The 20,480-nt window shown below is 60.9% G+C and carries 21 protein-coding genes and 1 pseudogene; 11 read left to right on the top strand and 11 right to left on the bottom strand.

Features of this window, described 5'->3' with window-relative positions; translation table 11 throughout:
* Window positions 1–87: 87 nt before the first annotated feature.
* From HU715_RS24590 to HU715_RS24580, 4 genes and pseudogenes are all read left to right on the top strand, one after another.
* Entirely contained in the window at window positions 88–1,008 is a 921-nt protein-coding gene (locus HU715_RS24590; protein WP_186706873.1) for a LysR substrate-binding domain-containing protein, read from the top strand.
* Between the two features lie 84 nt (window positions 1,009–1,092).
* Window positions 1,093–2,268 (top strand): annotated as a pseudogene (locus HU715_RS27725) (Cache 3/Cache 2 fusion domain-containing protein); the annotation flags it as partial.
* Window positions 2,269–2,310: 42 nt separating this feature from the next.
* Window positions 2,311–3,171, top strand: a complete 861-nt coding sequence (locus HU715_RS27720; RefSeq protein WP_408003329.1) for a methyl-accepting chemotaxis protein — start codon at window positions 2,311–2,313, stop codon at window positions 3,169–3,171.
* Between the two features lie 545 nt (window positions 3,172–3,716).
* The gene (locus tag HU715_RS24580) at window positions 3,717–4,931 is read left to right on the top strand and encodes an aldose 1-epimerase family protein (RefSeq protein WP_186706871.1); all 1,215 of its coding nucleotides are present in this window, start codon (window positions 3,717–3,719) and stop codon (window positions 4,929–4,931) included.
* A gap of 6 nt (window positions 4,932–4,937) precedes the next feature.
* Here HU715_RS24580 and HU715_RS24575 read toward each other — a convergent pair whose 3' ends face one another.
* Window positions 4,938–6,431: a YifB family Mg chelatase-like AAA ATPase gene (locus HU715_RS24575; RefSeq protein ID WP_186706870.1), complete on the bottom strand. Its 1,494-nt coding sequence runs from the start codon at window positions 6,429–6,431 to the stop codon at window positions 4,938–4,940.
* Window positions 6,432–6,683: 252 nt separating this feature from the next.
* Between HU715_RS24575 and HU715_RS24570 the strand changes: the two genes are divergently transcribed.
* Window positions 6,684–7,955, top strand: coding sequence for a sensor histidine kinase (locus tag HU715_RS24570; protein ID WP_186706869.1), 1,272 nt, complete (start codon window positions 6,684–6,686; stop codon window positions 7,953–7,955).
* A 105-nt stretch (window positions 7,956–8,060) separates the two neighbouring features.
* On the opposite strand, the gene HU715_RS24565 is transcribed toward HU715_RS24570, so the two are convergent.
* The 4 genes from HU715_RS24565 to HU715_RS24550 form a co-directional block, all read right to left on the bottom strand.
* Complete coding sequence (locus HU715_RS24565; RefSeq protein WP_186706868.1) at window positions 8,061–8,294, bottom strand: hypothetical protein; 234 nt, start codon at window positions 8,292–8,294, stop codon at window positions 8,061–8,063.
* A gap of 38 nt (window positions 8,295–8,332) precedes the next feature.
* Complete coding sequence (locus HU715_RS24560; protein ID WP_186706867.1) at window positions 8,333–9,895, bottom strand: anti-phage dCTP deaminase; 1,563 nt, start codon at window positions 9,893–9,895, stop codon at window positions 8,333–8,335.
* Between the two features lie 347 nt (window positions 9,896–10,242).
* Window positions 10,243–10,770, bottom strand: a complete 528-nt coding sequence (locus HU715_RS24555; RefSeq protein WP_077507206.1) for a BRO-N domain-containing protein — start codon at window positions 10,768–10,770, stop codon at window positions 10,243–10,245.
* A 355-nt stretch (window positions 10,771–11,125) separates the two neighbouring features.
* Window positions 11,126–11,386 carry an accessory factor UbiK family protein gene (locus tag HU715_RS24550; RefSeq protein WP_186706866.1) on the bottom strand — a complete coding sequence of 87 codons (261 nt, stop codon included), beginning with the start codon at window positions 11,384–11,386 and terminating at the stop codon, window positions 11,126–11,128.
* A 415-nt stretch (window positions 11,387–11,801) separates the two neighbouring features.
* Here HU715_RS24550 and glnK point away from each other — a divergent pair, with 415 nt between their 5' ends.
* From glnK to sutA, 4 genes are all read left to right on the top strand, one after another.
* The gene (glnK, locus tag HU715_RS24545) at window positions 11,802–12,140 is read left to right on the top strand and encodes a P-II family nitrogen regulator (RefSeq protein ID WP_002555808.1); all 339 of its coding nucleotides are present in this window, start codon (window positions 11,802–11,804) and stop codon (window positions 12,138–12,140) included.
* A gap of 33 nt (window positions 12,141–12,173) precedes the next feature.
* Window positions 12,174–13,508, top strand: coding sequence for an ammonium transporter (locus tag HU715_RS24540; protein ID WP_186706865.1), 1,335 nt, complete (start codon window positions 12,174–12,176; stop codon window positions 13,506–13,508).
* Between the two features lie 212 nt (window positions 13,509–13,720).
* Window positions 13,721–14,146: a secondary thiamine-phosphate synthase enzyme YjbQ gene (locus HU715_RS24535; protein WP_186706864.1), complete on the top strand. Its 426-nt coding sequence runs from the start codon at window positions 13,721–13,723 to the stop codon at window positions 14,144–14,146.
* Window positions 14,147–14,248: 102 nt separating this feature from the next.
* Entirely contained in the window at window positions 14,249–14,572 is a 324-nt protein-coding gene (sutA, locus tag HU715_RS24530) for a dormancy-specific transcriptional regulator SutA (RefSeq protein WP_072406034.1), read from the top strand.
* 347 nt (window positions 14,573–14,919) lie between these two features.
* Here sutA and HU715_RS24525 read toward each other — a convergent pair whose 3' ends face one another.
* From HU715_RS24525 to lptM, 6 genes are read right to left on the bottom strand one after another with little or no spacing between them, the layout of a single operon-like run.
* Window positions 14,920–15,624 (bottom strand): HAD family hydrolase, encoded by a 705-nt coding sequence (locus tag HU715_RS24525; RefSeq protein WP_186706863.1) that lies wholly within the window; start codon window positions 15,622–15,624, stop codon window positions 14,920–14,922.
* Window positions 15,621–16,520, bottom strand: a complete 900-nt coding sequence (gene xerC / locus HU715_RS24520) for a tyrosine recombinase XerC (RefSeq protein ID WP_186706862.1) — start codon at window positions 16,518–16,520, stop codon at window positions 15,621–15,623. Before xerC ends, HU715_RS24525 begins: the two co-directional genes overlap by 4 nt.
* Window positions 16,521–16,522: 2 nt before the next feature.
* Window positions 16,523–17,245, bottom strand: coding sequence for a DUF484 family protein (locus tag HU715_RS24515; protein WP_053126501.1), 723 nt, complete (start codon window positions 17,243–17,245; stop codon window positions 16,523–16,525).
* A 13-nt stretch (window positions 17,246–17,258) separates the two neighbouring features.
* The gene (gene dapF / locus HU715_RS24510) at window positions 17,259–18,089 is read right to left on the bottom strand and encodes a diaminopimelate epimerase (protein ID WP_186706861.1); all 831 of its coding nucleotides are present in this window, start codon (window positions 18,087–18,089) and stop codon (window positions 17,259–17,261) included.
* Window positions 18,090–18,093: 4 nt separating this feature from the next.
* Entirely contained in the window at window positions 18,094–19,341 is a 1,248-nt protein-coding gene (gene lysA, locus HU715_RS24505) for a diaminopimelate decarboxylase (protein ID WP_186706860.1), read from the bottom strand.
* A gap of 9 nt (window positions 19,342–19,350) precedes the next feature.
* On the bottom strand, window positions 19,351–19,530 hold the full coding sequence (gene lptM, locus HU715_RS24500) for an LPS translocon maturation chaperone LptM (RefSeq protein ID WP_018605419.1): 180 nt from the start codon (window positions 19,528–19,530) through the stop codon (window positions 19,351–19,353).
* A 184-nt stretch (window positions 19,531–19,714) separates the two neighbouring features.
* Between lptM and cyaY the strand changes: the two genes are divergently transcribed.
* Window positions 19,715–20,047, top strand: coding sequence for an iron donor protein CyaY (gene cyaY, locus HU715_RS24495; RefSeq protein ID WP_072343055.1), 333 nt, complete (start codon window positions 19,715–19,717; stop codon window positions 20,045–20,047).
* 4 nt (window positions 20,048–20,051) lie between these two features.
* Window positions 20,052–20,270, top strand: a complete 219-nt coding sequence (locus HU715_RS24490) for a DUF1289 domain-containing protein (RefSeq protein ID WP_186706859.1) — start codon at window positions 20,052–20,054, stop codon at window positions 20,268–20,270.
* Window positions 20,271–20,480: the final 210 nt, after the last annotated feature.

Raw genomic sequence — 20,480 nt, 5'->3', positions numbered from 1 at the left:
AGGATAAAAAAGATCGCTGGCATGATTAAAACTCATGCTAGGCGCGTTTCTGGTAGGGTTTGCAAACACCGCCATGGAGCTTTTGCGATGCCTCGTCGTCTTCCTCCGCTTTATGCGCTGCGGGCATTCGAAGCCGCGGCACGCTACAGCTCGTTCACCCGGGCCGCCGAAGAGCTGTCGATTACCCAGAGCGCCGTCAGCCGGCACATTCGCACCCTGGAAGATCACTTTGCCTGTCGGCTGTTCCAGCGCAGCGGTCGCAACTTGCAATTGACCGAGGCGGCACGGCTGCTGCTGCCGGGCGTGCGCGAAGGTTTCATGGCGCTGGAGCGGGCCTGCCACACCTTGCATGGCGAAGACGGCATCTTGCGCATGAAGGCACCCTCCACATTGACCATGCGCTGGCTGTTGGCGCGCCTGAGCCGTTTCCGGCATCTGCAGCCTGGCAACGAGGTGCAACTGACCAGTGCCTGGATGGACATCGATTCGGTGGACTTCAACGTCGAGCCCTTCGATTGCGCCGTATTGCTGAGTAACGGGCATTTTCCGGCGGACTGGGAGGCCAGTCTGCTGTTCCCCGAGGAGTTGATTCCGGTGGGCGCGCCGAACCTGCTGAACGATCAGCCCTGGGATGTGGCGCGGTTGGCCAGCGCCGAACTGCTGCATCCGACGCCGGATCGCCGGGACTGGCGCAACTGGTTGCAACGCATGGGCCTGGCCGACAAGGTCTCGCTCAAGGGTGGGCAGGTGTTCGATACCCTGGAGCTGGGCATGATCGCGGCGGCACGCGGCTATGGGGTGTCCATGGGCGACCTGCTGATGGTGGCCGAGGACGTTGCCCAAGGGCGCCTGAGCCTGCCATGGCCGACGGCGGTTGCCAGTGGCGAGCACTATTACCTGGTCTGGCCGAAAACCCGGCCGGGGGGCGAGCGTTTGCGTCGGCTCAGCGACTTCCTCCAGGGTGAGGTCAAGGCCATGCAGTTGCCCGAAGTGCAGCGTCTGGGCTGAAACGTTGCAGTTGGCGTGCTAGCCACTTGGCATTAATCCGTCCAAACCGCTCAAGTATTTGGCTTTGCCGCCGAATCCGTGAAGATGGAACCCTCGTTCAGAAAGGGTCTACTTACACCTCACCCGAATAAAATGCCGAGCGTGCGACGTGATCAGGATGATCCGGTCTCTCGGCCAGGAGCCATCATGTCTCAACCCCGCGCCCGGATCGCCTCGCAGCTAGGCCTTGCCCTTGCCGTGATACTGGCGGTCGTGATCTCCGGCAGTACCGTCTTCGCCCTGCGTTCCCTGGACACCGCCAACCTTGCCACCCGTGAAGAGCACTTGGCCAGCGAAGCGCGCCTGATGGCCGATCAGCTCAATACCTTCCACAGCACCTTGCGTGAGAGCACCCAGCGCTTGGCCGGCCTGTTCGAAAAGCGCTTCAGCGCGGGTTTGACCGTGCATCCAGACCAGCCGGTGACGGTGGCGGGCGTACAGACCCCAGGCTTGAACCTGGGCAGCGAGGTGTTGAACAACAACTTCAAGGAAGTGGATGACTTCAAAGCGATGACCGCCGGTGTGGCCACGATATTCGTGCGCAGCGGCGACGATTTCATTCGCGTCAGCACGTCCGTCAGTAAACAGGACGGCACGCGGGCCATCGGCACCGTGCTCGACCGCGCCGGTCCAGCCTACGGTCCGGTGATCAGCGGGCAGAGCTACATCGGCCGGGCCCTGTTGTTCGGGCGCTTCTACATGTCGCAGTACACGCCCGTACGCGACAGCAGCGGCAAGATCATCGCCGTGTTGTATGTAGGCTTCGATTACACCGATGCGCAAAACGCGCAGTTCGAAAACCTCAAGCGTTTCCGCATTGGGCAGACCGGTTCGCTGGCCTTGTTGGATGAGCAAAACAAATGGCTGGTGCCGCCGGCAGGTGTACAGGCGCTGGATAATGCGACCGTGGCCATTACGGGCCTGATCAAAAAACCGGGCAAGGGTGCGTTCTGGGCCGATACCGCCGAAGACTTCTACAGCGTTGCCGTGCCGTTCGAGGGTGGGCCGTGGGCGGTGGTGGCGAGCATGCCGAAAGCCGAGATCCGCGCCGTGACCTGGAGCGTCGGTACGCAGTTGGCCATCGGCAGCCTGCTGGCGATGCTGTTGGCGGTCGGCTCGGCGATGTGGTTGTTGCGTAGCAAATTGGCACCGCTGGGGGATTTGGTGCGCCAGGCCGAAGCATTGGGCGCTGGCGACCTGAGCGTGCGCCTGAACGTATCGAGCCATGACGAAATCGGTCAGCTGGCCCGTGCCTTCAACCAGATGAGCCAGGCCCTGTCGACCATGGTCGAGCACATCCGCAAGGCCTCCCAGGAAGTCAACAGCCGCGCCCAGGCCCTGTCCGGGTTGTCCAGCGGGGCGTACGAGGGCATGGAGCAGCAGTCCGGCGAAATCACCAGCATGGCTGGCGCGGTGGAAGAGTTCAGTGCGACCTCCTTGAACATTGCCGACAACATGGGCAATACCGAGCGCCTGGCCCAGGAGAATGCCCAGCAAACCCGCATTGGCCGGACCTCGATGGACGAAGCATCGTCCTCCCTGGAACAAATTGCCGGCGCGCTGAACAGCACGGCCTCGGTCATCAATACCCTGGGCCAGCGTTCCCAGGAGATCGGCGGCATCGTCGGTGTCATCACCTCGATTGCCGAGCAGACCAATCTGCTGGCATTGAACGCCGCTATCGAGGCTGCCCGCGCTGGCGAACAGGGCCGTGGTTTCGCCGTGGTGGCCGATGAAGTCCGCAGCCTGGCGTCCCGCACCCGCCAGGCCACTGACGAAATCTCCAGCATGATCAACAGCATCCAGCAGGAAACCGGCAATGCCATCAGCACCATGGAGCAGGGCAACCTGCTGATGCAGGAAGGCTTGTCGCGCAATGCCAACGTGGCCTCGGCCCTGGCGCGCATCGACGAGCAGAGCCGCTCGGCTGGCCAGCAATTCGCGGCGATCACCACTGCCACCCAGGAACAAAGCAGCACCGCGACCCTGCTCAGCAGCAACCTGCAGAGCATCGCCATGGCCAACAGCGAACAGCGCCAAGTGGTCTCGAACCTGGCGCTCACCGCCAAAGAACTGGAAAAACTCGCCCAGGACCTGCGCCAAGAGGTGGATCGGTTCCGCTGAGGCCTCTGCAACCACCGCGAGCAGGCACCCCCGCGATTAATGTGGGAGCGAGCCTGCTCGCGAAGCGGCTTGTCAGTCACATCTCTGTCAGCTGACCCACTGCCATCGCGAGCAGGCTCGCTCCCACAAGGGAATTTGCGGTGATCCTACCTCTTGCGCCTGCCTGGAATCAGTGTGGGAGCGAGCTTGCTCGCGAAGGCGGCAGTCAGTCACCACAGCCCTCTGAATCCAATACCTGAACCGCAAGCCAAGCCAATCACCTGTGGCGAGGGAGCTTGCTCCCGCTCGACTGCGCAGCAGTCGCAAACCGGTTAACGCGGTCCACCTGGAGATAGGCTGGGGCCTGCTTCGCAGGCCAGCGGGAGCAAGCTCCCTCGCCACGGGTTTGAGGTCGGCCGGACGAAAGTCATCGCGAGCAAGCTCGCTCCCACAAAAAACTGCTGGTGTTGTCGCTGTGCTTTTTAAGGAAATTGCTGTTTTTAAGCTTGCTGAAACGTTTCTTCAAGTCTATAAAAACCGCACAACTCCAATAAAAGGTCGTGACCATGACTCCGCTCAAACTGCTCGTTACCCTTGGCGCCTTGGGCGCTGCTTCCCATGCGATGGCTTGGGATTACGTCCTGCTGGATACCGATAAAGCCGCCCAACCCTGGCAAATCACCAGCCAGCAACTCGGCGTGAAGACCGACAAACCCTTTTCCGTGACGCTGCGCACCCTGCACGGTGGTCGGCAGGAGGGTGTCAGCGTGGTCGACATCGACAACGGCACCCTGAAGCTTTCAGTGGTCCCGACCCGTGGCATGAATGTGCTGCAGGCATCGGTTGGCGACGTGCGCATGGGATGGGATTCGCCCGTCAAGGAAGTGGTCAACCCGGCGTTCATCGAGCTCAACGGCCGAGGCGGGTTGGGTTGGCTTGAAGGCTTCAACGAGCTGGTCACCCGCTGCGGCTACGAATGGGTCGGCCATCCCGGCATGGACAATGGCGAGCTGCTGACCCTGCACGGTCGCGCCGCGAATATTCCGGCTAACAAAGTCACCTTGCACATCGATGAGAAACCGCCCTACGCCATTACCCTGCGGGGCGAGTTGAAGGAGCAGGCATTCAAGAAGGTCGATTTCTCGGTGCAGACCGAACTGGTCACCGAGCCCGGCAGCGTGACGTTCGCGCTCAACGACACGCTGACCAACAACGGCGATTACCCGAAGGAATACCAAGCGCTCTACCACAGCAATTTCAGCACGCCTTTCCTGGAGCAGGGCGCTCGTTTCGCGGCACCGGTCAAGCAGGTCTCGCCGTTCAACGATAAGGCCAAGGGCGACTTGGCCGACTGGCAAACCTACCGGGGCCCGACCAAGGATTACGACGAAACCGTTTATAACGTCGTGCCCTACGCCGACGCCAAGGGCGACACCCTCACGGTGTTGCACAACAAGGCCGGCAGTCTCGGGGTGTCGGTGGGCTTCAATACCAGCACGCTGCCCGTGTTCTCCCTGTGGAAAAACACGGATACCCAAGGCCAGGGCTACGTGACCGGGCTGGAGCCAGGCACCAGTTTTTCCTATAACCGCCGGTATCAGCGCCCCTTGGGCCTGGTGCCCACCATCGCGCCGAAAGAGCACAAGCAATTCCAGATCCACTACAGCCTGTTGGCAGACAAGGGCGCTGTGGATAAGGCGCTCAAGCGCATCGATACGATCCAGAACGGTCAAAAAACCGAGGTTCGGCAAACACCGTTGGTGGACCTGAGCAAGCCATAAAGCGGTTCAAGCCGTAGCCGGCCGGTACTGCAACGCTTCGGCCAGGTGCTCGCGGCGAATGCTCCCCGCTTGCTCCAGGTCCGCCAATGTCCGGGCGACCTTGAGCAAGCGATGGGCGGCGCGCAGCGACAGCGTCAGCCGCTCGCAGGCAGTTTCCAGCCAGGTTTCGTCGGTTGTGGATAACTTGCAATGCCGGCGCAATCCCGGCAGATCGAGGAAGGCATTGGCGCAGCCCTGGCGTTCCTGCTGGCGCTCCCGGGCTTCGGCGACGCGCTCGGCGACCGTGGCCGTATCGTCCCCGGGTTCGCGCTTGGGGTTCAAGGCCGTGGCTTCCCGGGCGACGGTCAGGTGCAGGTCGATGCGGTCCAGCAGCGGGCCGGAGAGTTTGTTGCGGTAGCGCTGCACCATGTCCGGTGTACAGGCACAGCGGCCACTGGGTTCGCCAAGATATCCACAGGGGCAGGGATTCATCGCCGCCACCAACTGGAAGCGCGCCGGGAAGCGCACCCGGTCACGGGCGCGAGACACCACGATGTGCCCGGACTCCAGCGGTTCTCTCAAGACCTCCAACACCTTGCGGTCGAATTCCGGCAATTCATCCAGAAACAGCACGCCATGGTGGGCGAGGGTGATCTCCCCTGGCTGCGGTTTTGACCCGCCACCGACCAGCGCCGGGCCGGAAGCCGAGTGGTGTGGCTGGCGAAACGGACGTTGCGGCCAATGGCTCAACGGCACGCAACTGGCCACCGACTGAATGGCTGCGACCTCCAGGGCTTCGCTCTCGGCCAGTGGTGGCAACAGCCCGGGCAAACGGCTCGCCAGCAAGGTCTTGCCGGTGCCCGGTGGCCCGCTGAACAGCAGGTTGTGAGCCCCTGCGGCAGCAATCAGCAACGCCCGCTTGGCCGCGGCCTGGCCTTGTACTTCATTCAGGTCGGGGTAGGGTTTGCTGGCCGAAAGCAGCCCATTGGAAACGAACGGCTCGACCGGAGTGTGACCGTTGAAGTGCGCCACCGCTTCCAGCAGATGGTCCACGGCGATCACCTTCAGCCCCGAGGCCAAGCAGGCTTCCTCGGCATTGGCCCGTGGCACCACCAGCATGCGCCCGGCCTTGCGCGCCGCCAGCGCCGCGGGCAATACCCCGCGCACTGGGCGCACTGCGCCAGACAAGGCCAGTTCGCCGAGGCATTCCACGTCGTCCAAGGTCAGGGTCGGCACCTGCACGCTGGCCGAGAGGATCCCCAAGGCGATGGCCAGGTCGAAGCGGCCGCCGTCTTTTGGCAGGTCCGCCGGCGCCAGGTTCAGGGTGATGCGCCGCGCCGGAAAATTCAGCCCCGAGTTGATGATCGCGCTGCGCACCCGATCCTTGCTTTCCTTGACCGCCGCTTCCGGCAGGCCAACCATCGTCAGCGACGGCAAGCCATTGGCCAGGTGGACTTCAACGGTAACGGCAGGCGCCTCGACCCCTACCTGGGCGCGGCTATGGACAATGGCAAGCGACATGAATCGTTCCTTGAGTGAATGGGGCGCCGCGTCCTGCGGCTCTTGAAGATTAGTCGTGGGGATGAACTTGGGCGCAGTAATTGAGGGGAGAAATTTGGCAGGATGTTTCGAGGGTAAGTGACAGCCGAAGGACGACCAACACCCTATCGTCCAACCGGTGCCGCCGCAAAATATCCGGCCGCCGCCCTCTGCTAGACTCGATTTTGCCCAGTCGGCACTTGGCGGTATCAACGGCACAGCGAGGAAGTGGCCATGAACGATCTGCTGGCTCTGTTAACCGACAAGCGCTTCATGCCTCACGGGCATTGCTACATGTGGCGTCCGGATTTGCTGTGGACCAATGTGATCGCCGACGGCTTGATCACCCTGTCCTACGTCACCATTCCCTTCACCCTCCTGTACTTCATCCACAAGCGCAAGGATGTGCCGTTCGATTGGATGCTGGCGGCTTTCGGCGTGTTTATCCTGGCCTGCGGGACCAGTCATGTGATGGAGATCCTGACCATCTGGCAGCCCTATTACTGGCTGTCGGCGCTGGTCAAGGTGATCACTGCGATCGCCTCGGTGATTACCGCCATCCTGCTGGTGCGGTTGGTGCCGGCGGCCCTGAAGATCCCCAGCCCGCAGCAACTGGCCAAGGTCAACGACGAATTGCGCGAGGCGCAGGCCGAACTGGTGACCACTGCGCGCCGGGCCGGCATGGCGGAGATCGCCACCAATGTGCTGCACAACGTGGGCAATGTGCTCAACAGCGTGAATGTGTCAGCCCAGGTCCTCTACGATAAGGTGCACACCTCCAAGGGGCCTGCGGTGGCCAAGGTCGCCCAGTTGATGAAGGACCATCCCGATGATCTCGGCGACTTCATCAGCACTGATCCGAAAGGGCGCGCGCTACCCGACTATCTCGACAAGCTGGCCGACGCGCTGGCCGTCGAGCAGCAAGGCATGATCGCCGAGCTGGCGCAATTGACCCGTCGAATCGACCACATCAAGGAAATCGTCGCCACCCAGCAGTCCTACGCCGGTAATGCCAGTGTCTTGGAGCCGGGCTCGCTGCGAGAGTTGGTCGAGGATGTGGTGCGCATTTGCGATGTGTCCCTGGCCCGCCACCACATCACGCTGATCAAGGAATTCAGCGATACCCCGCAAATGCCGTTGGATAAGCACCGAGTGCTGCAGATCCTGGTCAATCTGATCAACAACGCCAAGCAGGCGCTGGACGCGGGTACGAACCGGCCGCCGCAGATCGTCCTGCGCCTGAAGATCGTTGACGAGGGGCGCGTGCGGGTCGAGATCGAGGACAACGGTGAGGGAATCGCGCAGGACAATCTGGCGCGGGTGTTCGAGCACGGTTTCACCACGCGTGTCGACGGCCATGGTTTTGGCCTGCACAGCTGCATCCTGGCTGCGCACGAAATGGGCGGCGATCTGACCGTGCAGAGCGCCGGGCCGGGCTGCGGCGCGCTGTTTATCCTGGAGCTGCCGCTGGCACTGGCCCCGTCTCAGCGGGCGGCGGATGGTTAAGCTGTCAGATCAAGGCCTAGGACACGAAAGTGTTACAGGCGCGGAGGATAACCGGGGAGCGGGTCGAGCGCCGCGCTTGAGTCACAGGTAAAAGCAATAAGAGTCTCAGACGAAATGTTTGGTTCTGTGCAAGATCCTTGCGATTAAACCTGCTTCAGCGGAGGAAATCCGCTGCTTGGGAAACGCTATCACCTTGTTCTCAGTGAGGCGGAACACTTTCGCAGATTCAATGAACGCCGGTACCGGCAGGTACGACTGGTCCTTGGAATCGAAGGAATCAAAGGTGAACGCCAACTGTATTCCGACTTCTGGTTTACCAGACTCGTCAACGTTCTTCATAAAATTCTCCACTGCTGCTAGCAGCTCACCAGATGACCTTAAATGCCGCGGGAGGATAGTCCCTGTACGATGAGAGATTCAAGGGTCGGAATGGCTTCTATTGTAACGAAGGCGACGGGATGGGCTTCCCTGGTATGCATATTTCCTTCGGCGTTTTTCCGGCCTTTGGGGTGAGCGGAGAAAAAGCGCAGGAATCGTGAGGGAGCCACACCGTCAAAGGGCATCACTCTGACCTTATCTGTCTCGTTTTCATTTTCAGTTATAGCATCCTCATGAAGCTTGGTAGCAAGGCTCTTTCTGTAGGGTTCCAAGAAGTAAACCTCCCGGACTCCTGCAGCAACAATGTGCCGAGCACAAGAGTGGCAGGGATAGGTGGTGACGAATAGCTTCCCGCCCCGGATCTTCCCTCCATCAGTACCGCCAGCACTTAACAATGCATGCATTTCAGCGTGCACAGCACGCGAAAACTCAATCAAGCTCTTCAACTGCGACTTCTTGCGGATGACTTGGTAGACCTGATCTCGTTTGGCCTCTTCGATGAGGCCTTCACTGGTCAAGAGATCGACTATCGCATTGGAAATGACTCTTTTTTCTTGGTCGTTGGAGCAAAAGCCGCCCTCAAGGTTCCAGCAGCGCCGGTCTTCATCGGGTGAGCTACCGTATGTTTCTGTCTGATAGAGCCCACCGAAAGCTTTGGGTACGTCGTTCCATCCGGTGGCTAGGATCTCCCCATCAGCACTGGTGATAGCGGCGCCGACCTGTCGCGAAAGGCACGCTGAATTCCGTGCAGCTGAGAATGCCGTGTACATGGCCCGTTCATTCAGGGTTGGGGTCGCAATCACCGTCCCCAACATGAGGTCGAGAAAGCGTTTTACCCGCCCTTTACGATGTGTGTCTGTGGTCTTTTCCACGCGCAGGAAAAAGTCAGCTTGGGGAAACGTGTCTTCGACTCGCTGACCGTGATCTATTTCCTCGCCAGAGTCCCTGTCGATCAGATCGTGGATGTGATCGCCGGGACCTTTGGAGCGTTCAAGCCTGGCAATGCGCATCTCAATGGGTGAGTACACCCCCACTACATGGAGCATATCTCCGTAGATAGACCGCAACAGCTTCAACTCATCGATATGTTTGATTGAGTCGATGATGTGACAGTAGCGAACGGTCACCTTAGGGACGACCGATGATTCTGCATCTTCAAATAAATCGGGCTCGAGATTTTTTTCCGATGCTTGCTGGGCTTCCTCGCGCTCCAAGGTGATCCGTCTAATTGCAAAGCGAGCCAGGATTTCGTTGCCATACTCAGCACGAAGCTCATTTCCCGCCTCAATCAGCTTAAGAATTGATTTTTCGCCGGTCAGTGCTTTCTGCTTACGAATCTCGTCACTCAGTCGGATGATGTTAACTTTTTCGTAGCTGTAATCATTGCCGAGCAGTAAGTCTTGGAAAGTCTGTGCAACATCGTGCAAGGGTGTTCCCATCGGTCCACATAGGGCGATGACTATCTCTGGAGTGATTGTCTTTCCTATTGCGCCGATGTCGTCGAAATGACCGCTTTGGTCACTGTTCGCTGAGGCTATGAGGCGGAAGTCTGGTGCTGCCATAACGGTCCCTGTGAGGTATGCGCGCGTTGAGGTTTGATCGTTGCACATTGATATCAGATGCAAGCAGTTTGGCAACCAGCGATGTAATACGCGCGGAGCCTGGGCGACGCTAGGCTGAGGCATTTATCGTGGTATAGCTCTTTATCCCGATTTGGTTTGTATTTCTGGAGGCTCATTTGGTTTCCTCTGGACTCTTGGCGTCGCTGAATCGTAAGAGATGCAGGATCGCCGAGGTAATCAGCTGCGGGAGCTTCTCCTTGTAGGAGCGAGCCTGGATCGGTGAAGGACCTCGGTAACCCAATGGAACTCCACCAAATCGAAGGGTTTCATGATCATCATTGACCAAACTAAAAAAACTGCAGCGCGCGCGAAGCACGCTTCCACCATGGCGGATTAACCGCATTTCGTGGTTGCTCCTCATACGGCAGCAATTGCGGAACATCCTGCAACCGAATCCAAGGCTGGTTATTCCAGTGCAGTAAATTCAAAGACATATCTGGCCAGTTCAGCACGCTCAGAATTGGGCGTTCGGCTGGGGCTAACTGTTGCGCGTCTCTAAGGGTTGGGACTACGTCGTGAGTGAGCCATTCCCGCAGGCCACGATATTCGGGGCAATAGTGATAGATCAGTAACGCATAGATACCGGATTCGCTGATCAGCAGTACGTTCTCGATAGTGCCGTGAATAAGCATTTGTAAATTTTGGTATTGGTCAGGATCGAGTTTGCGTAGCGCTCGGTCATCAAGAAAAAGCCGAAGGAACCGGCCCAGATCGCGAGCGCTGAACCAGGGTTGGTTTTGCAGTAGCAGGGCATGGAGGTGCAGCTTGTGACGGATGAAGACGTGGGGGATCAGATAAGCGTCATCGTGATTCATTGAACAGCTCCTTTTGCTTAAGGGCTGCCATCAATCGTCGCCAAACGATTGGGTGGCAGTTGTGCGCGGGTTGGCGAACCGGAGCAAAAGGAACCCGGCAGACCCGAGGGTCTCCCACGCACAACCGCCATGACTCGATGTGGCGGAAAGGAAGTCCGCCGTCGGATAGTGTGCGCCTTAAGCTGCTCGGGTCGCCAAACCCGGTGCTGAATGTTCAGCATCGAGCGAGCTTAGGAACCTGGACATGGCGGCGCAATCGGACGGAGGCGCTGAGGCTTGTAGGATTTTGCCGGGATGTTGGAAAGGATAGCGATCAAAATATCGCAGCCTTCGGCAGTTCCTACAGGGGTACACGTTAATCGACAGATGGATTCATCTTCGCTTCCAGCTCCGCGACCTTGGCCTCCAGGCTTTCGAGCCGTGCCCGGGTCCGGGCCAGCACGACCATCTGGCTGTCGAATTCTTCCCGGCTGACCAGGTCCAGCTTACTGAAGCCGCTTTGCAGCAGGGCCTTGAACTGGCTTTCGATTTCGCTTTTGGGCAGCGGCGTGTCACCACTCAAGAGGCGGGAGGCGTGGCCGCTCAGGGCGTCGAGGAGGTCTTTGGGCGCAAGCATGTGCAGGTGTCCTGGAAACGATGGCGGGCAGTGTACCACGCAGTGTCTATAGTCAATTCGCAAGCCGGGGATGCACGCTTTTCGCGCATTGCGCCGGGCGTTGCTGCACTGTTGTTGTGCGTAACGTTGCGGTTCATGACGCAGTGCACGTCGAGCAGGTGGCCAAGAGATTGAAATCAGAGGGTTTGGGTGCAGATGGCAAGGTTTCTGCTTAGAGGCTGATGACCCATGCACTGATGCAGTCGCTGTGACGAATGCAGTGCAGCAGGCGGAACGGGGAGTTTCGTCAGGATCGGTTAACTGGCACCTGTCGGGCAACTTGGGCCGACGACGCGTTACAAAGCCAGGCACTGCGCTTAGACTTGAGTCGGGTTTGTTTTCCTGGGGCAAGTCCACCAATTCGGGAGAAAGTTTCATGAAGCTAGTCACTGCCATCATCAAGCCGTTCAAGTTGGACGACGTGCGCGAGTCGTTGTCCGAGATCGGCGTGCAGGGCATTACCGTTACTGAGGTCAAGGGCTTCGGTCGGCAGAAGGGCCACACCGAGCTGTATCGCGGCGCGGAATACGTGGTCGATTTCCTGCCCAAGGTGAAGATCGATGTCGCCATTGACGACAAGGATCTTGACCGGGTGATCGAGGCAATCACCAAGGCCGCCAACACCGGCAAGATCGGTGACGGGAAGATCTTTGTGGTCAATCTGGAACAGGCTATCCGCATCCGTACCGGCGAAACCGATACCGACGCCATCTAAGCCGCCAAACCCAACGCCCCAGGAGAAAACAATATGACTCTGCGTAAATTCGCAGGGCTAGGAGCCCTGTTGTCCTTCGCAATGCCTGGCCTGGCCATGGCAGAAGAAGCGGCAGCCCCTGTCCTGAACTCCGGCGACACCGCCTGGATGCTCACGGCCACGATTCTTGTACTGTTCATGACCATTCCCGGCCTGGCACTGTTCTACGGTGGCATGGTCCGGTCGAAAAACCTTCTTTCCGTGATGATGCAGTGCTTTGCCATTACCGGTCTGATCAGCGTCCTGTGGGTCATCTATGGCTACAGCATCGCGTTCGACACCACCGGCATGGAGCAGGGCGTCGTCAATTTCAACTCCTTCGTCGGTGGCCTGGGCAAGGCGTTCCTGGCGGGCGTCACGCCGGCGAGCATCACCGGTCCGGCGGCGCTGTTCCCTGAAGCGGTGTTCATCACTTTCCAGATGACCTTCGCCATCATCACCCCGGCCCTGATCGTCGGCGCATTTGCCGAGCGGATGAAGTTCTCCGCCATGCTGATCTTCATGGGCGTGTGGTTCACCCTGGTGTATGCACCGATTGCGCACATGGTCTGGTCCGGCAACGGCGGCCTGATGTGGGACTGGGGCGTGCTGGACTTCGCTGGCGGCACCGTGGTGCACATCAACGCCGGTATCGCAGGTCTGGTGGCGTGCCTGGTATTGGGCAAGCGCAAAGGCTTCCCGACCACCCCAATGGCGCCGCACAACCTGGGTTACACCCTGATGGGCGCGGCCATGCTGTGGGTCGGCTGGTTCGGCTTCAACGCCGGTTCTGCTGTCGCCGCCAACGGCACCGCCGGCATGGCGATGCTGGTGACCCAGATCGCGACCGCTGCGGCGGCGCTGGGCTGGATGTTTGCCGAGTGGATCACCCACGGCAAGCCAAGCGCACTGGGCATTGCCTCGGGCGTGGTGGCCGGTCTGGTTGCAATTACCCCGGCTGCTGGCACCGTGGGCCCGATGGGCGCCCTGGTCATCGGCCTGGCGGCGGGCGTGGTGTGCTTCTTCTGCGCTACCACCCTCAAGCGCAAGCTCGGTTATGACGATTCCCTGGACGCCTTCGGCGTACACGGCATCGGCGGTATCCTCGGCGCGATCCTGACCGGTGTGTTCGCCGCTCCGGCACTGGGTGGCTTCGGCACCGTGACCGACATCGGCGCGCAAGTGTGGATTCAATTCAAAGGCGTGGGTTTCACGGTGGTCTACACCGGGATCGTCACCTTCATCATCCTCAAGGTGCTGGATGCCGTCATGGGTCTGCGTGTCACCGAGGAAGAAGAAGCCGTGGGCCTGGACCTGGCCCAGCACAACGAGCGTGGCTACAACCTGTAAATACGCGCCCTAAAAAATGCCCGGTTCGCCGGGCATTTTTTTGCCTGGAATTTGTCATTGCTCACAGGATGCGGCGGTTTTTCCGACGCCTTTTGTTGTGGATGCGACATGGGTTTTTATACCGCCAAAGGCTTACATCGAAGCAAGAATATTAGGGCCTTTGTTTTTTCCCAGAGCGCGCTAGAATGCGCGCCGAACGTGCGGAGATCTGTATGTGGCAACAGACGCTGATAACCCTGCGGGCAAGGCCCCGGGGCTTTCATCTGGTGACGGACGAGTTGCTGGCCGGCCTGCCTGAACTCAAGGCGTGTCGTGTTGGTCTGTTGCATCTGTGGCTGCAGCATACCTCGGCCTCGTTGACCATCAACGAGAACGCCGATCCGGCGGTACGTCGAGACTTCGAACGATTTTTCAATCGGCTGATCCCACAAGGAGCCGCCGGTTATGAGCACAACGACGAAGGCCTGGACGACCTCCCGGCGCACTTCAAGGCCAGCGTGCTCGGTTGCCAGCTCAGCCTGCCGGTTACGGCAGGAAGGCTGGCGTTGGGAACCTGGCAAGGTGTTTATCTGGGCGAGCACCGTGATCACGGCGGTGCTCGTAAAGTCCTCGCCACCTTGTACGGTGAAGAGGCATAACCGCTGATTGCCGGCGGATGTTGAATTTTTTCTGGCAGCCTTCGAACAGATGGCGAAGCTGGGCTATAACTAATCTGCTTTTCGCAAGTCATGAGGTAGAACATGAGCGACGATGATCTGGAAAACGACGACCTCGAAGTAGGCGACGAAGACGAGACCGAAGAAGGCCTTGAAGTGGCGGCGGAAGACGTTGCCGAAGACGATGGCGCCGACGTTCCGGCTCCTACCGCCAAAGGCAAGGCCAAGGCGGCTGTGTCGGTCGACGAATTGCCGAGCGTAGAGGCCAAGAACAAGGAGCGTGATGCGCTCGCCAAGGCCATGGAGGAATTCCTGGCCAGGGGCGGTAAAGTGCAGGAAGTGGAGGCCAACGTGGTCGCTGATCCGCCCAAGAAGCCAGACAACAAGTACGGCAGCCGCCCTATCTGAGTGTCTGCTTCTTGCTTGCTGAAAAAGCCCGCCGTCGCTGCGGGCTTTTTCATGGGCGCAGAGCTTCGGTGCACCGCAGTTCCAGGGTGGGAGCGAGCTTGCTCGCGATGACTTCAGCCCAGACAACCCAATCCGGTGGCGAGGGAGCTTGCTCCCGCTCGGCTGCGCAGCAGTCGCTAAACCGGTCGAAGTGGTCTGCCTGGAAATACGCCGGGGCCCGCTTCGCAGGCCAGCGGGAGCAAGCTCCCTCGCCACGGATCGGTTTGAGGCTCAGGCGGCGGATGGGGGCCGTCTTCGCGAGCAAGCTCGCTCCCACATAGGGATTTGAGGCGCTGCGAAGCAGGGGGTCAGGGCTGGCTATGCCACCCTGCCAATAACCCCGGCAGCTCGGTCAGGCTGCGGATTTCCGCGTCGGGCGCATGCGCGGCATCCCAGGCCTTGCCTGTCGGGTTGAACCACACCGCGCGCAGGCCGGCCTGTTGGGCGCCGGCGATGTCGTCGCCCGGGTGATCGCCGATATGCACGGCCGTCTGCGCCGTTGCACCACCGCGCTGCAAGGCTTCGTGGAACAGCCGGGCGTCTGGCTTGGCGATGCCGATGTCTTCGGCGCACAGGGCAAACTTGAAGTAGTCGGCCAGCCCGAGGCGACGCACATCGGCGTTGCCGTTGGTGACGACGCCAAGGGCGAACTGGTTGGCGAGGATTTCCAGGGTTGGCTCGACGTCGGGGAAGACCTCCAGTTGATGCCGGGCATGGAGGAATGCCTCGAATCCCTGGTCTGCCAACTCCGAGGCTTGCCACTGATCATAACCGGCGTCTTGCAGCGCCCGGAACAGCACGCGCCGGCGCAGTGCACTGATGCGGTGCTTGAGGTTCGGCTCTTCGCTGAGCACTTGCGTGCGGATCGCCCACAGGCGCTCCACCGGGAAATCGCCCAGGTCGGGCGCGTTGTCGGTCAGCCATTGGCGGAGTACGGCTTCGGCGCTGGCGATCACCGGGGCGGTGTCCCACAAGGTGTCGTCCAGGTCGAAAGTGATGAGCTCGATGGTCATGATTCGTCGCCCTTGATGCGTTTGGCCCTGGGGTGGGCACTGTCATAGACCGTTGCCAGGTGCTGGAAATCCAAATGGGTGTAGATCTGTGTGGTCTTGATGTCCGAGTGACCCAGCAGCTCTTGCACGGCGCGCAGGTCCTGGGAGGATTCCAGCAGGTGGCTGGCGAAGGAATGCCTGAGCATGTGCGGGTGCAGGTTCTGCCCCAGCTCACGTTCGCCCGCGGCCTTGACCCGCAACTGGATCGCCCGCGGGCCGAGGCGCCGACCGCGTTGGCTGACGAATACCGCATCGTCGGCAGGGTTGGCCAGTGCTCGCAGGGGCAGCCACTGCTCCAGGGCTTCCCGGGCCTTGCGGCCGACGGGCAGCAGGCGCGTCTTGCTGCCCTTGCCGAGTACCTGGACCATGCCGTCGGCCAGGTCCAGTTGATCCAGGTTGAGCCCCGTCAGCTCCGAAAGCCGCAGGCCGGAAGAATAGAACAGCTCGAGAATCGCCTGGTCGCGCCGGGCCAGGAAATCATCCTCGACGGCGCCTTCAAGCAATTGCAGGGCGCGGTCGGTGTCGAGGGTCTTCGGCAGCCGGCGTTCGCCCTTGGGCGGCGCCAGGCCGGTGGCCGGATCGTGATCGCACAGGCCTTCGCGATTGAGGTAGTGATACAGGCCACGCACCGCCGATAACAGGCGCGCCAGGCTGCGGGAGGATTGGCCTTGTTGATGCAGGCGGGCGATCAGGCTGCGCAAGCGCTGGATGTCCAGGGCCGACCAACTGCCGATGTTCTGCTTCTGGCACCAGCCCAGCACTTTTTCCAGGTCGCGGCGATAGGCCGATAACGTGTGGGGCGATACCTGGCGCTCACTGCGCAGGTGTTCGCAGTAGGCGTCCAGTTGCCGTTCCATGATCAGCGTACCGGGCGCAGCGAGCCGGCGACCCTTGGCAGCACCCGGCCGGTGACTTCGGCGATGTAGCTCAAAAACAGCGTGCCCACCGAACTCTTGTAGTGCTGCGGATCGCGGCTGGCGATGGCCAGCACGCCGTGCACGCCCTGGTGGGCGATGGCGACGACGGCAGTGGAGCCGATCTGCTTGCGTTGTTCTTCGCCAAACAGGAAATCCAGCTCATGCTCGCGCAGGCTGCCGCTGACGCTTTTGTCTTCCGTGAGCAGGCCGCCAATGGCCGTCTGCGCTTCCGCGTGGGTCACCCACCGGCCCACCGGCATGGCGTTGTCGCCGAACAGGATCAGGCTGACGAAGGGCACCTGGAAATCCTGGCGCAGGCTGTCTTCGACGCTCATGACCAGGTCTTCAAGGGTGCTGGCGTCCATCAGGGCCAGGATCAGCCGACGGGTCTTGTCGAAGAGCCGGTCGTTGTCCCGGGCCACGTCCATCAGGTGCGAAAGCCGATGGCGCATTTCGATGTTGCGCTCGCGCAGGATTTTCATCTGGTGTTCCACCAGCGACACGGTATCGCCGCGCCGGTGGGGGATGCGCATCGTCGCAAGCAGTTCTTCATGCTCGACGAAGAAGTCCGGATGAGCCTCCAGGTAAGCAGCCACGGCCGCGGTTTCTGGAAGACTGGGGGATTCGTCGGGCTGTGGGGCTGGAACCTGTGGCTGATCGGTCATGGGTTTGGCTCACTCAAAGACGAACTTGTCCTTCGTATACGCGTACTGCCGGGCCGGTCATCATCACCGGCTGGCCAGGGCCTGCCCATTCGATGGACAGGCGCCCGCCGGGCAGGTCGATCAACAATGGCGAATCCATCCACCCCTGGCTGATCGCAGCGACGGCAGCGGCACAGGCGCCGGTCCCGCAGGCCTGGGTTTCCCCGGCGCCGCGTTCCCAGACGCGCAATTGTGCGCGGTGGCGGTCGATGACTTGCAGGAAACCGACATTCACCCGCGCCGGAAAGCGCGAATGGTGTTCGATTTTCGGCCCCAGTTCATGCACCGGGGCACTGTTGATATCGGCCACGCGCAGCACGGCATGGGGGTTGCCCATGGAGACCGCCGCCAGTTCCACCGGGGTGCCGTCGACGTCCACCTTATAGCTCAAGGCCTGGGCCGGCGCCTGGAACGGGATGTCCGCCGGCACCAGGCGCGGAGCGCCCATGTTGACGCCGATCTGGCCGTCGCTGCGCACATCGAGTTCGATGATGCCGCTCTTGGTCTCGACGCGGATCTGCCGCTTGGCGGTCAGGCGCTTGTCCAGCACGAAACGGGCGAAGCAGCGCGCGCCGTTGCCGCATTGCTCCACTTCCGAACCGTCGGCGTTGAAGATCCGATAGCGAAAGTCCACGTCCGGGTTGTTCGGCGCCTCGACGATCAGCAACTGGTCGAACCCGATGCCGGTGTGGCGGTCGCCCCATTGCTTGGCATGCTTGGGCTGGATGTGCGCGTGCTGGCTGACCAGGTCGAGGACCATGAAGTCATTGCCCAGGCCGTGCATCTTGGTAAAACGCAGCAGCATGGTTTTACTCCGGCAGCAGGCTTTCGCCGGCAAACAACTCGGCTACCGTCTCGCGGCGACGCACTTCGAATGCCTGATCACCGTCCACCAGCACCTCGGCGCAGCGGCCGCGGGTGTTGTAGTTGGAACTCATGACAAACCCGTAGGCACCGGCCGAATGCACGGCCAGCAAGTCGCCTTCTTCCAGCGCCAGCTCCCGGCCTTTTGCCAGGAAATCACCGGTTTCGCAGATCGGCCCGACGATGTCGTAGGGGCGGGCCGCGGTGTCGCGAGGGCGCACGGCGGTGACGTCCATCCACGCCTGGTACAGCGCCGGGCGGATCAGGTCGTTCATGGCCGCATCGACGATGGCGAAATCCTTGTGCTCGGTGTGCTTGAGGTATTCGACCTGGGTCAGCAGCACGCCGGCATTGGCCACGATGTAGCGGCCGGGCTCGAACATCAGCGCCAGGTCGCGACCGTCGAGGCGTTCACGCACGGCCTTGATGTAGTCGGCCACCAGCGGCGGCTCTTCATCGCGATAGCGCACGCCGACGCCGCCACCCAGGTCGATGTGACGCAGGTAGATGCCGCAGTCGCCGAGGCGGTCGACCAGCGCCAGCAGGCGGTCGAGGGCATCGATGAACGGTTCGAGGGTGGTCAGCTGCGAGCCGATGTGGCAATCGACGCCCAGCACTTCCAGGTTCGGCAGTTGGGCGGCGCGTACGTACACATCCTCGGCGTCGGCAATGGCGATGCCGAACTTGTTTTCCTTCAGGCCGGTAGAAATGTACGGGTGGGTGCCGGCGTCGACGTCCGGGTTCACGCGCAGGGAAACCGGCGCGCGGACGCCCAGCTCGGCGGCGACGACTTGCAGGCGCTCGAGCTCATCGGTGGATTCAATGTTGAAGCAGTGCACGCCGACTTCCAGGGCGCGACGCATGTCTTCGCGGGTCTTGCCGACGCCGGAGAAGACGATCTTGTCGGCGCTGCCGCCCGCGGCCAGCACACGCTCCAGCTCGCCACCGGAGACGATGTCGAAGCCGGCGCCCAGGCGTGCCAGGACGTTGAGCACGCCCAGGTTCGAGTTGGCTTTTACAGCGAAGCACACCAGGTGCGGCATGCCGTCGAGGGCATCGGCGAATGTCCGATATTGCGCTTCGATGTGGGCACGGGAATAGACGTAGGTCGGCGTGCCGAAACGTTCGGCGATCGCGGACAGGGCAACCCCTTCCGCGAACAGCTCCCCGCCACGGTAGTTAAAAGCGTCCATGGCGTTCCCTTAGTAAGTGGTGTGGGTGTCGTGCGAGTGTGACTTGGATTGCGACGACTTGGCCTGTTCTGCTTGTTCTTCGGGAGACTTGCTGTCATCAGGCAGGTACAGCGGACCCTTTTGACCACAAGCTGTCACGAGGCAGGCAACCGCGACGAGCGCAGCAAGGGAAGAGATCAGGCGCTTCATGGCGAAATCCTTGAAAATGCGTTAATTGCGCCGGAGTATACCGGCCACCCGTCAGCTTGCCTATGCAACGGGGCGCCCGTCCGGCGGCACTGGGGTCGTCAGTCGGTATATCCTTTGCAATCGCCGGGAAGCGTCCGTATCTTGCGGCGCTTGAGCATGAGCAGACATTTTCGAGGTTGCCGCAATGAGTTTGACTGAAGCCCGTTTTCACGATCTGGTCGATGCGACCCAGCAAACGCTGGAGGATGTGTTCGATGACAGTGGCCTGGACATTGACCTGGAAATCTCCGCCGGTGTCCTCACCGTCAAGTTCGAAAACGGCAGCCAGCTGATCTTCAGTCGCCAGGAGCCGTTGCGGCAGTTGTGGCTGGCAGCGGTCTCCGGCGGCTTTCATTTCGACTATGACGAGGAAAGCGAACGCTGGATGTGCGACAAGAGCGAAGAGCAGCTGGGCGAGATGCTCGAGCGCATCGTCAAGCAGCAGGCTGGCGTTGAACTCGATTTCGAAGGCCTGTGACGGCGTGAGCCAGACCGCCCTGCCACGGCCACCCAAGCCGCTCTACAGCAACGTCAGCCCCGCCGTGCCGTCGCCGTGTACCGGCGTGTGCAAGTTGGATGAACGCAAGGTCTGCCTCGGATGTTTGCGCCATGTGGAAGATATCCGCGAATGGCGCTCGGCCGACGACGAGCGCCGGCGGGTCATTTGTGCCGAGGCGCTCAAGCGCAGACTCTTGAAGTAGCCAACACCTGATGGCCAGGCTTTTTGTGGCGAGGGAGCTTGCTCCCGCTCGGCTGCGCAGCAGTCGCAGTTTTTTGGGGTCGCTTCGCAACCCAGCGGGAGCAAGCTCCCTCGCCACAAGGGTTCGGTGGTGTCCATGGGCAGGGCAAATCCTGCCCGGGTTGTTTATTTATTGAGCTGTGGTAGTGTCCGGCTACGCCTCAACTTATCG

Source organism: Pseudomonas zanjanensis (genome assembly GCF_014268745.2).
In the GTDB taxonomy this organism is placed as follows: Bacteria; Pseudomonadota; Gammaproteobacteria; order Pseudomonadales; family Pseudomonadaceae; genus Aquipseudomonas; species Aquipseudomonas zanjanensis.
This window is presented reverse-complemented; position numbering and strand designations above follow the sequence as displayed.

Bases quoted from the DNA above. Each gene is read 5' to 3' on its own strand.
- HU715_RS24590 (WP_186706873.1), top strand. From the start codon at position 88: ATGCCTCGTCGTCTTCCTCCGCTTTATGCGCTGCGGGCATTCGAAGCC.
- HU715_RS27720 (WP_408003329.1), top strand. From the start codon at position 2,311: ATGAGCCAGGCCCTGTCGACCATGGTCGAGCACATCCGCAAGGCCTCC.
- HU715_RS24580 (WP_186706871.1), top strand. From the start codon at position 3,717: ATGACTCCGCTCAAACTGCTCGTTACCCTTGGCGCCTTGGGCGCTGCT.
- HU715_RS24575 (WP_186706870.1), bottom strand. From the start codon at position 6,431: ATGTCGCTTGCCATTGTCCATAGCCGCGCCCAGGTAGGGGTCGAGGCG.
- HU715_RS24570 (WP_186706869.1), top strand. From the start codon at position 6,684: ATGAACGATCTGCTGGCTCTGTTAACCGACAAGCGCTTCATGCCTCAC.
- HU715_RS24565 (WP_186706868.1), bottom strand. From the start codon at position 8,294: ATGAAGAACGTTGACGAGTCTGGTAAACCAGAAGTCGGAATACAGTTG.
- HU715_RS24560 (WP_186706867.1), bottom strand. From the start codon at position 9,895: ATGGCAGCACCAGACTTCCGCCTCATAGCCTCAGCGAACAGTGACCAA.
- HU715_RS24555 (WP_077507206.1), bottom strand. From the start codon at position 10,770: ATGAATCACGATGACGCTTATCTGATCCCCCACGTCTTCATCCGTCAC.
- HU715_RS24550 (WP_186706866.1), bottom strand. From the start codon at position 11,386: ATGCTTGCGCCCAAAGACCTCCTCGACGCCCTGAGCGGCCACGCCTCC.
- glnK (WP_002555808.1), top strand. From the start codon at position 11,802: ATGAAGCTAGTCACTGCCATCATCAAGCCGTTCAAGTTGGACGACGTG.
- HU715_RS24540 (WP_186706865.1), top strand. From the start codon at position 12,174: ATGACTCTGCGTAAATTCGCAGGGCTAGGAGCCCTGTTGTCCTTCGCA.
- HU715_RS24535 (WP_186706864.1), top strand. From the start codon at position 13,721: ATGTGGCAACAGACGCTGATAACCCTGCGGGCAAGGCCCCGGGGCTTT.
- sutA (WP_072406034.1), top strand. From the start codon at position 14,249: ATGAGCGACGATGATCTGGAAAACGACGACCTCGAAGTAGGCGACGAA.
- HU715_RS24525 (WP_186706863.1), bottom strand. From the start codon at position 15,624: ATGACCATCGAGCTCATCACTTTCGACCTGGACGACACCTTGTGGGAC.
- xerC (WP_186706862.1), bottom strand. From the start codon at position 16,520: ATGGAACGGCAACTGGACGCCTACTGCGAACACCTGCGCAGTGAGCGC.
- HU715_RS24515 (WP_053126501.1), bottom strand. From the start codon at position 17,245: ATGACCGATCAGCCACAGGTTCCAGCCCCACAGCCCGACGAATCCCCC.
- dapF (WP_186706861.1), bottom strand. From the start codon at position 18,089: ATGCTGCTGCGTTTTACCAAGATGCACGGCCTGGGCAATGACTTCATG.
- lysA (WP_186706860.1), bottom strand. From the start codon at position 19,341: ATGGACGCTTTTAACTACCGTGGCGGGGAGCTGTTCGCGGAAGGGGTT.
- lptM (WP_018605419.1), bottom strand. From the start codon at position 19,530: ATGAAGCGCCTGATCTCTTCCCTTGCTGCGCTCGTCGCGGTTGCCTGC.
- cyaY (WP_072343055.1), top strand. From the start codon at position 19,715: ATGAGTTTGACTGAAGCCCGTTTTCACGATCTGGTCGATGCGACCCAG.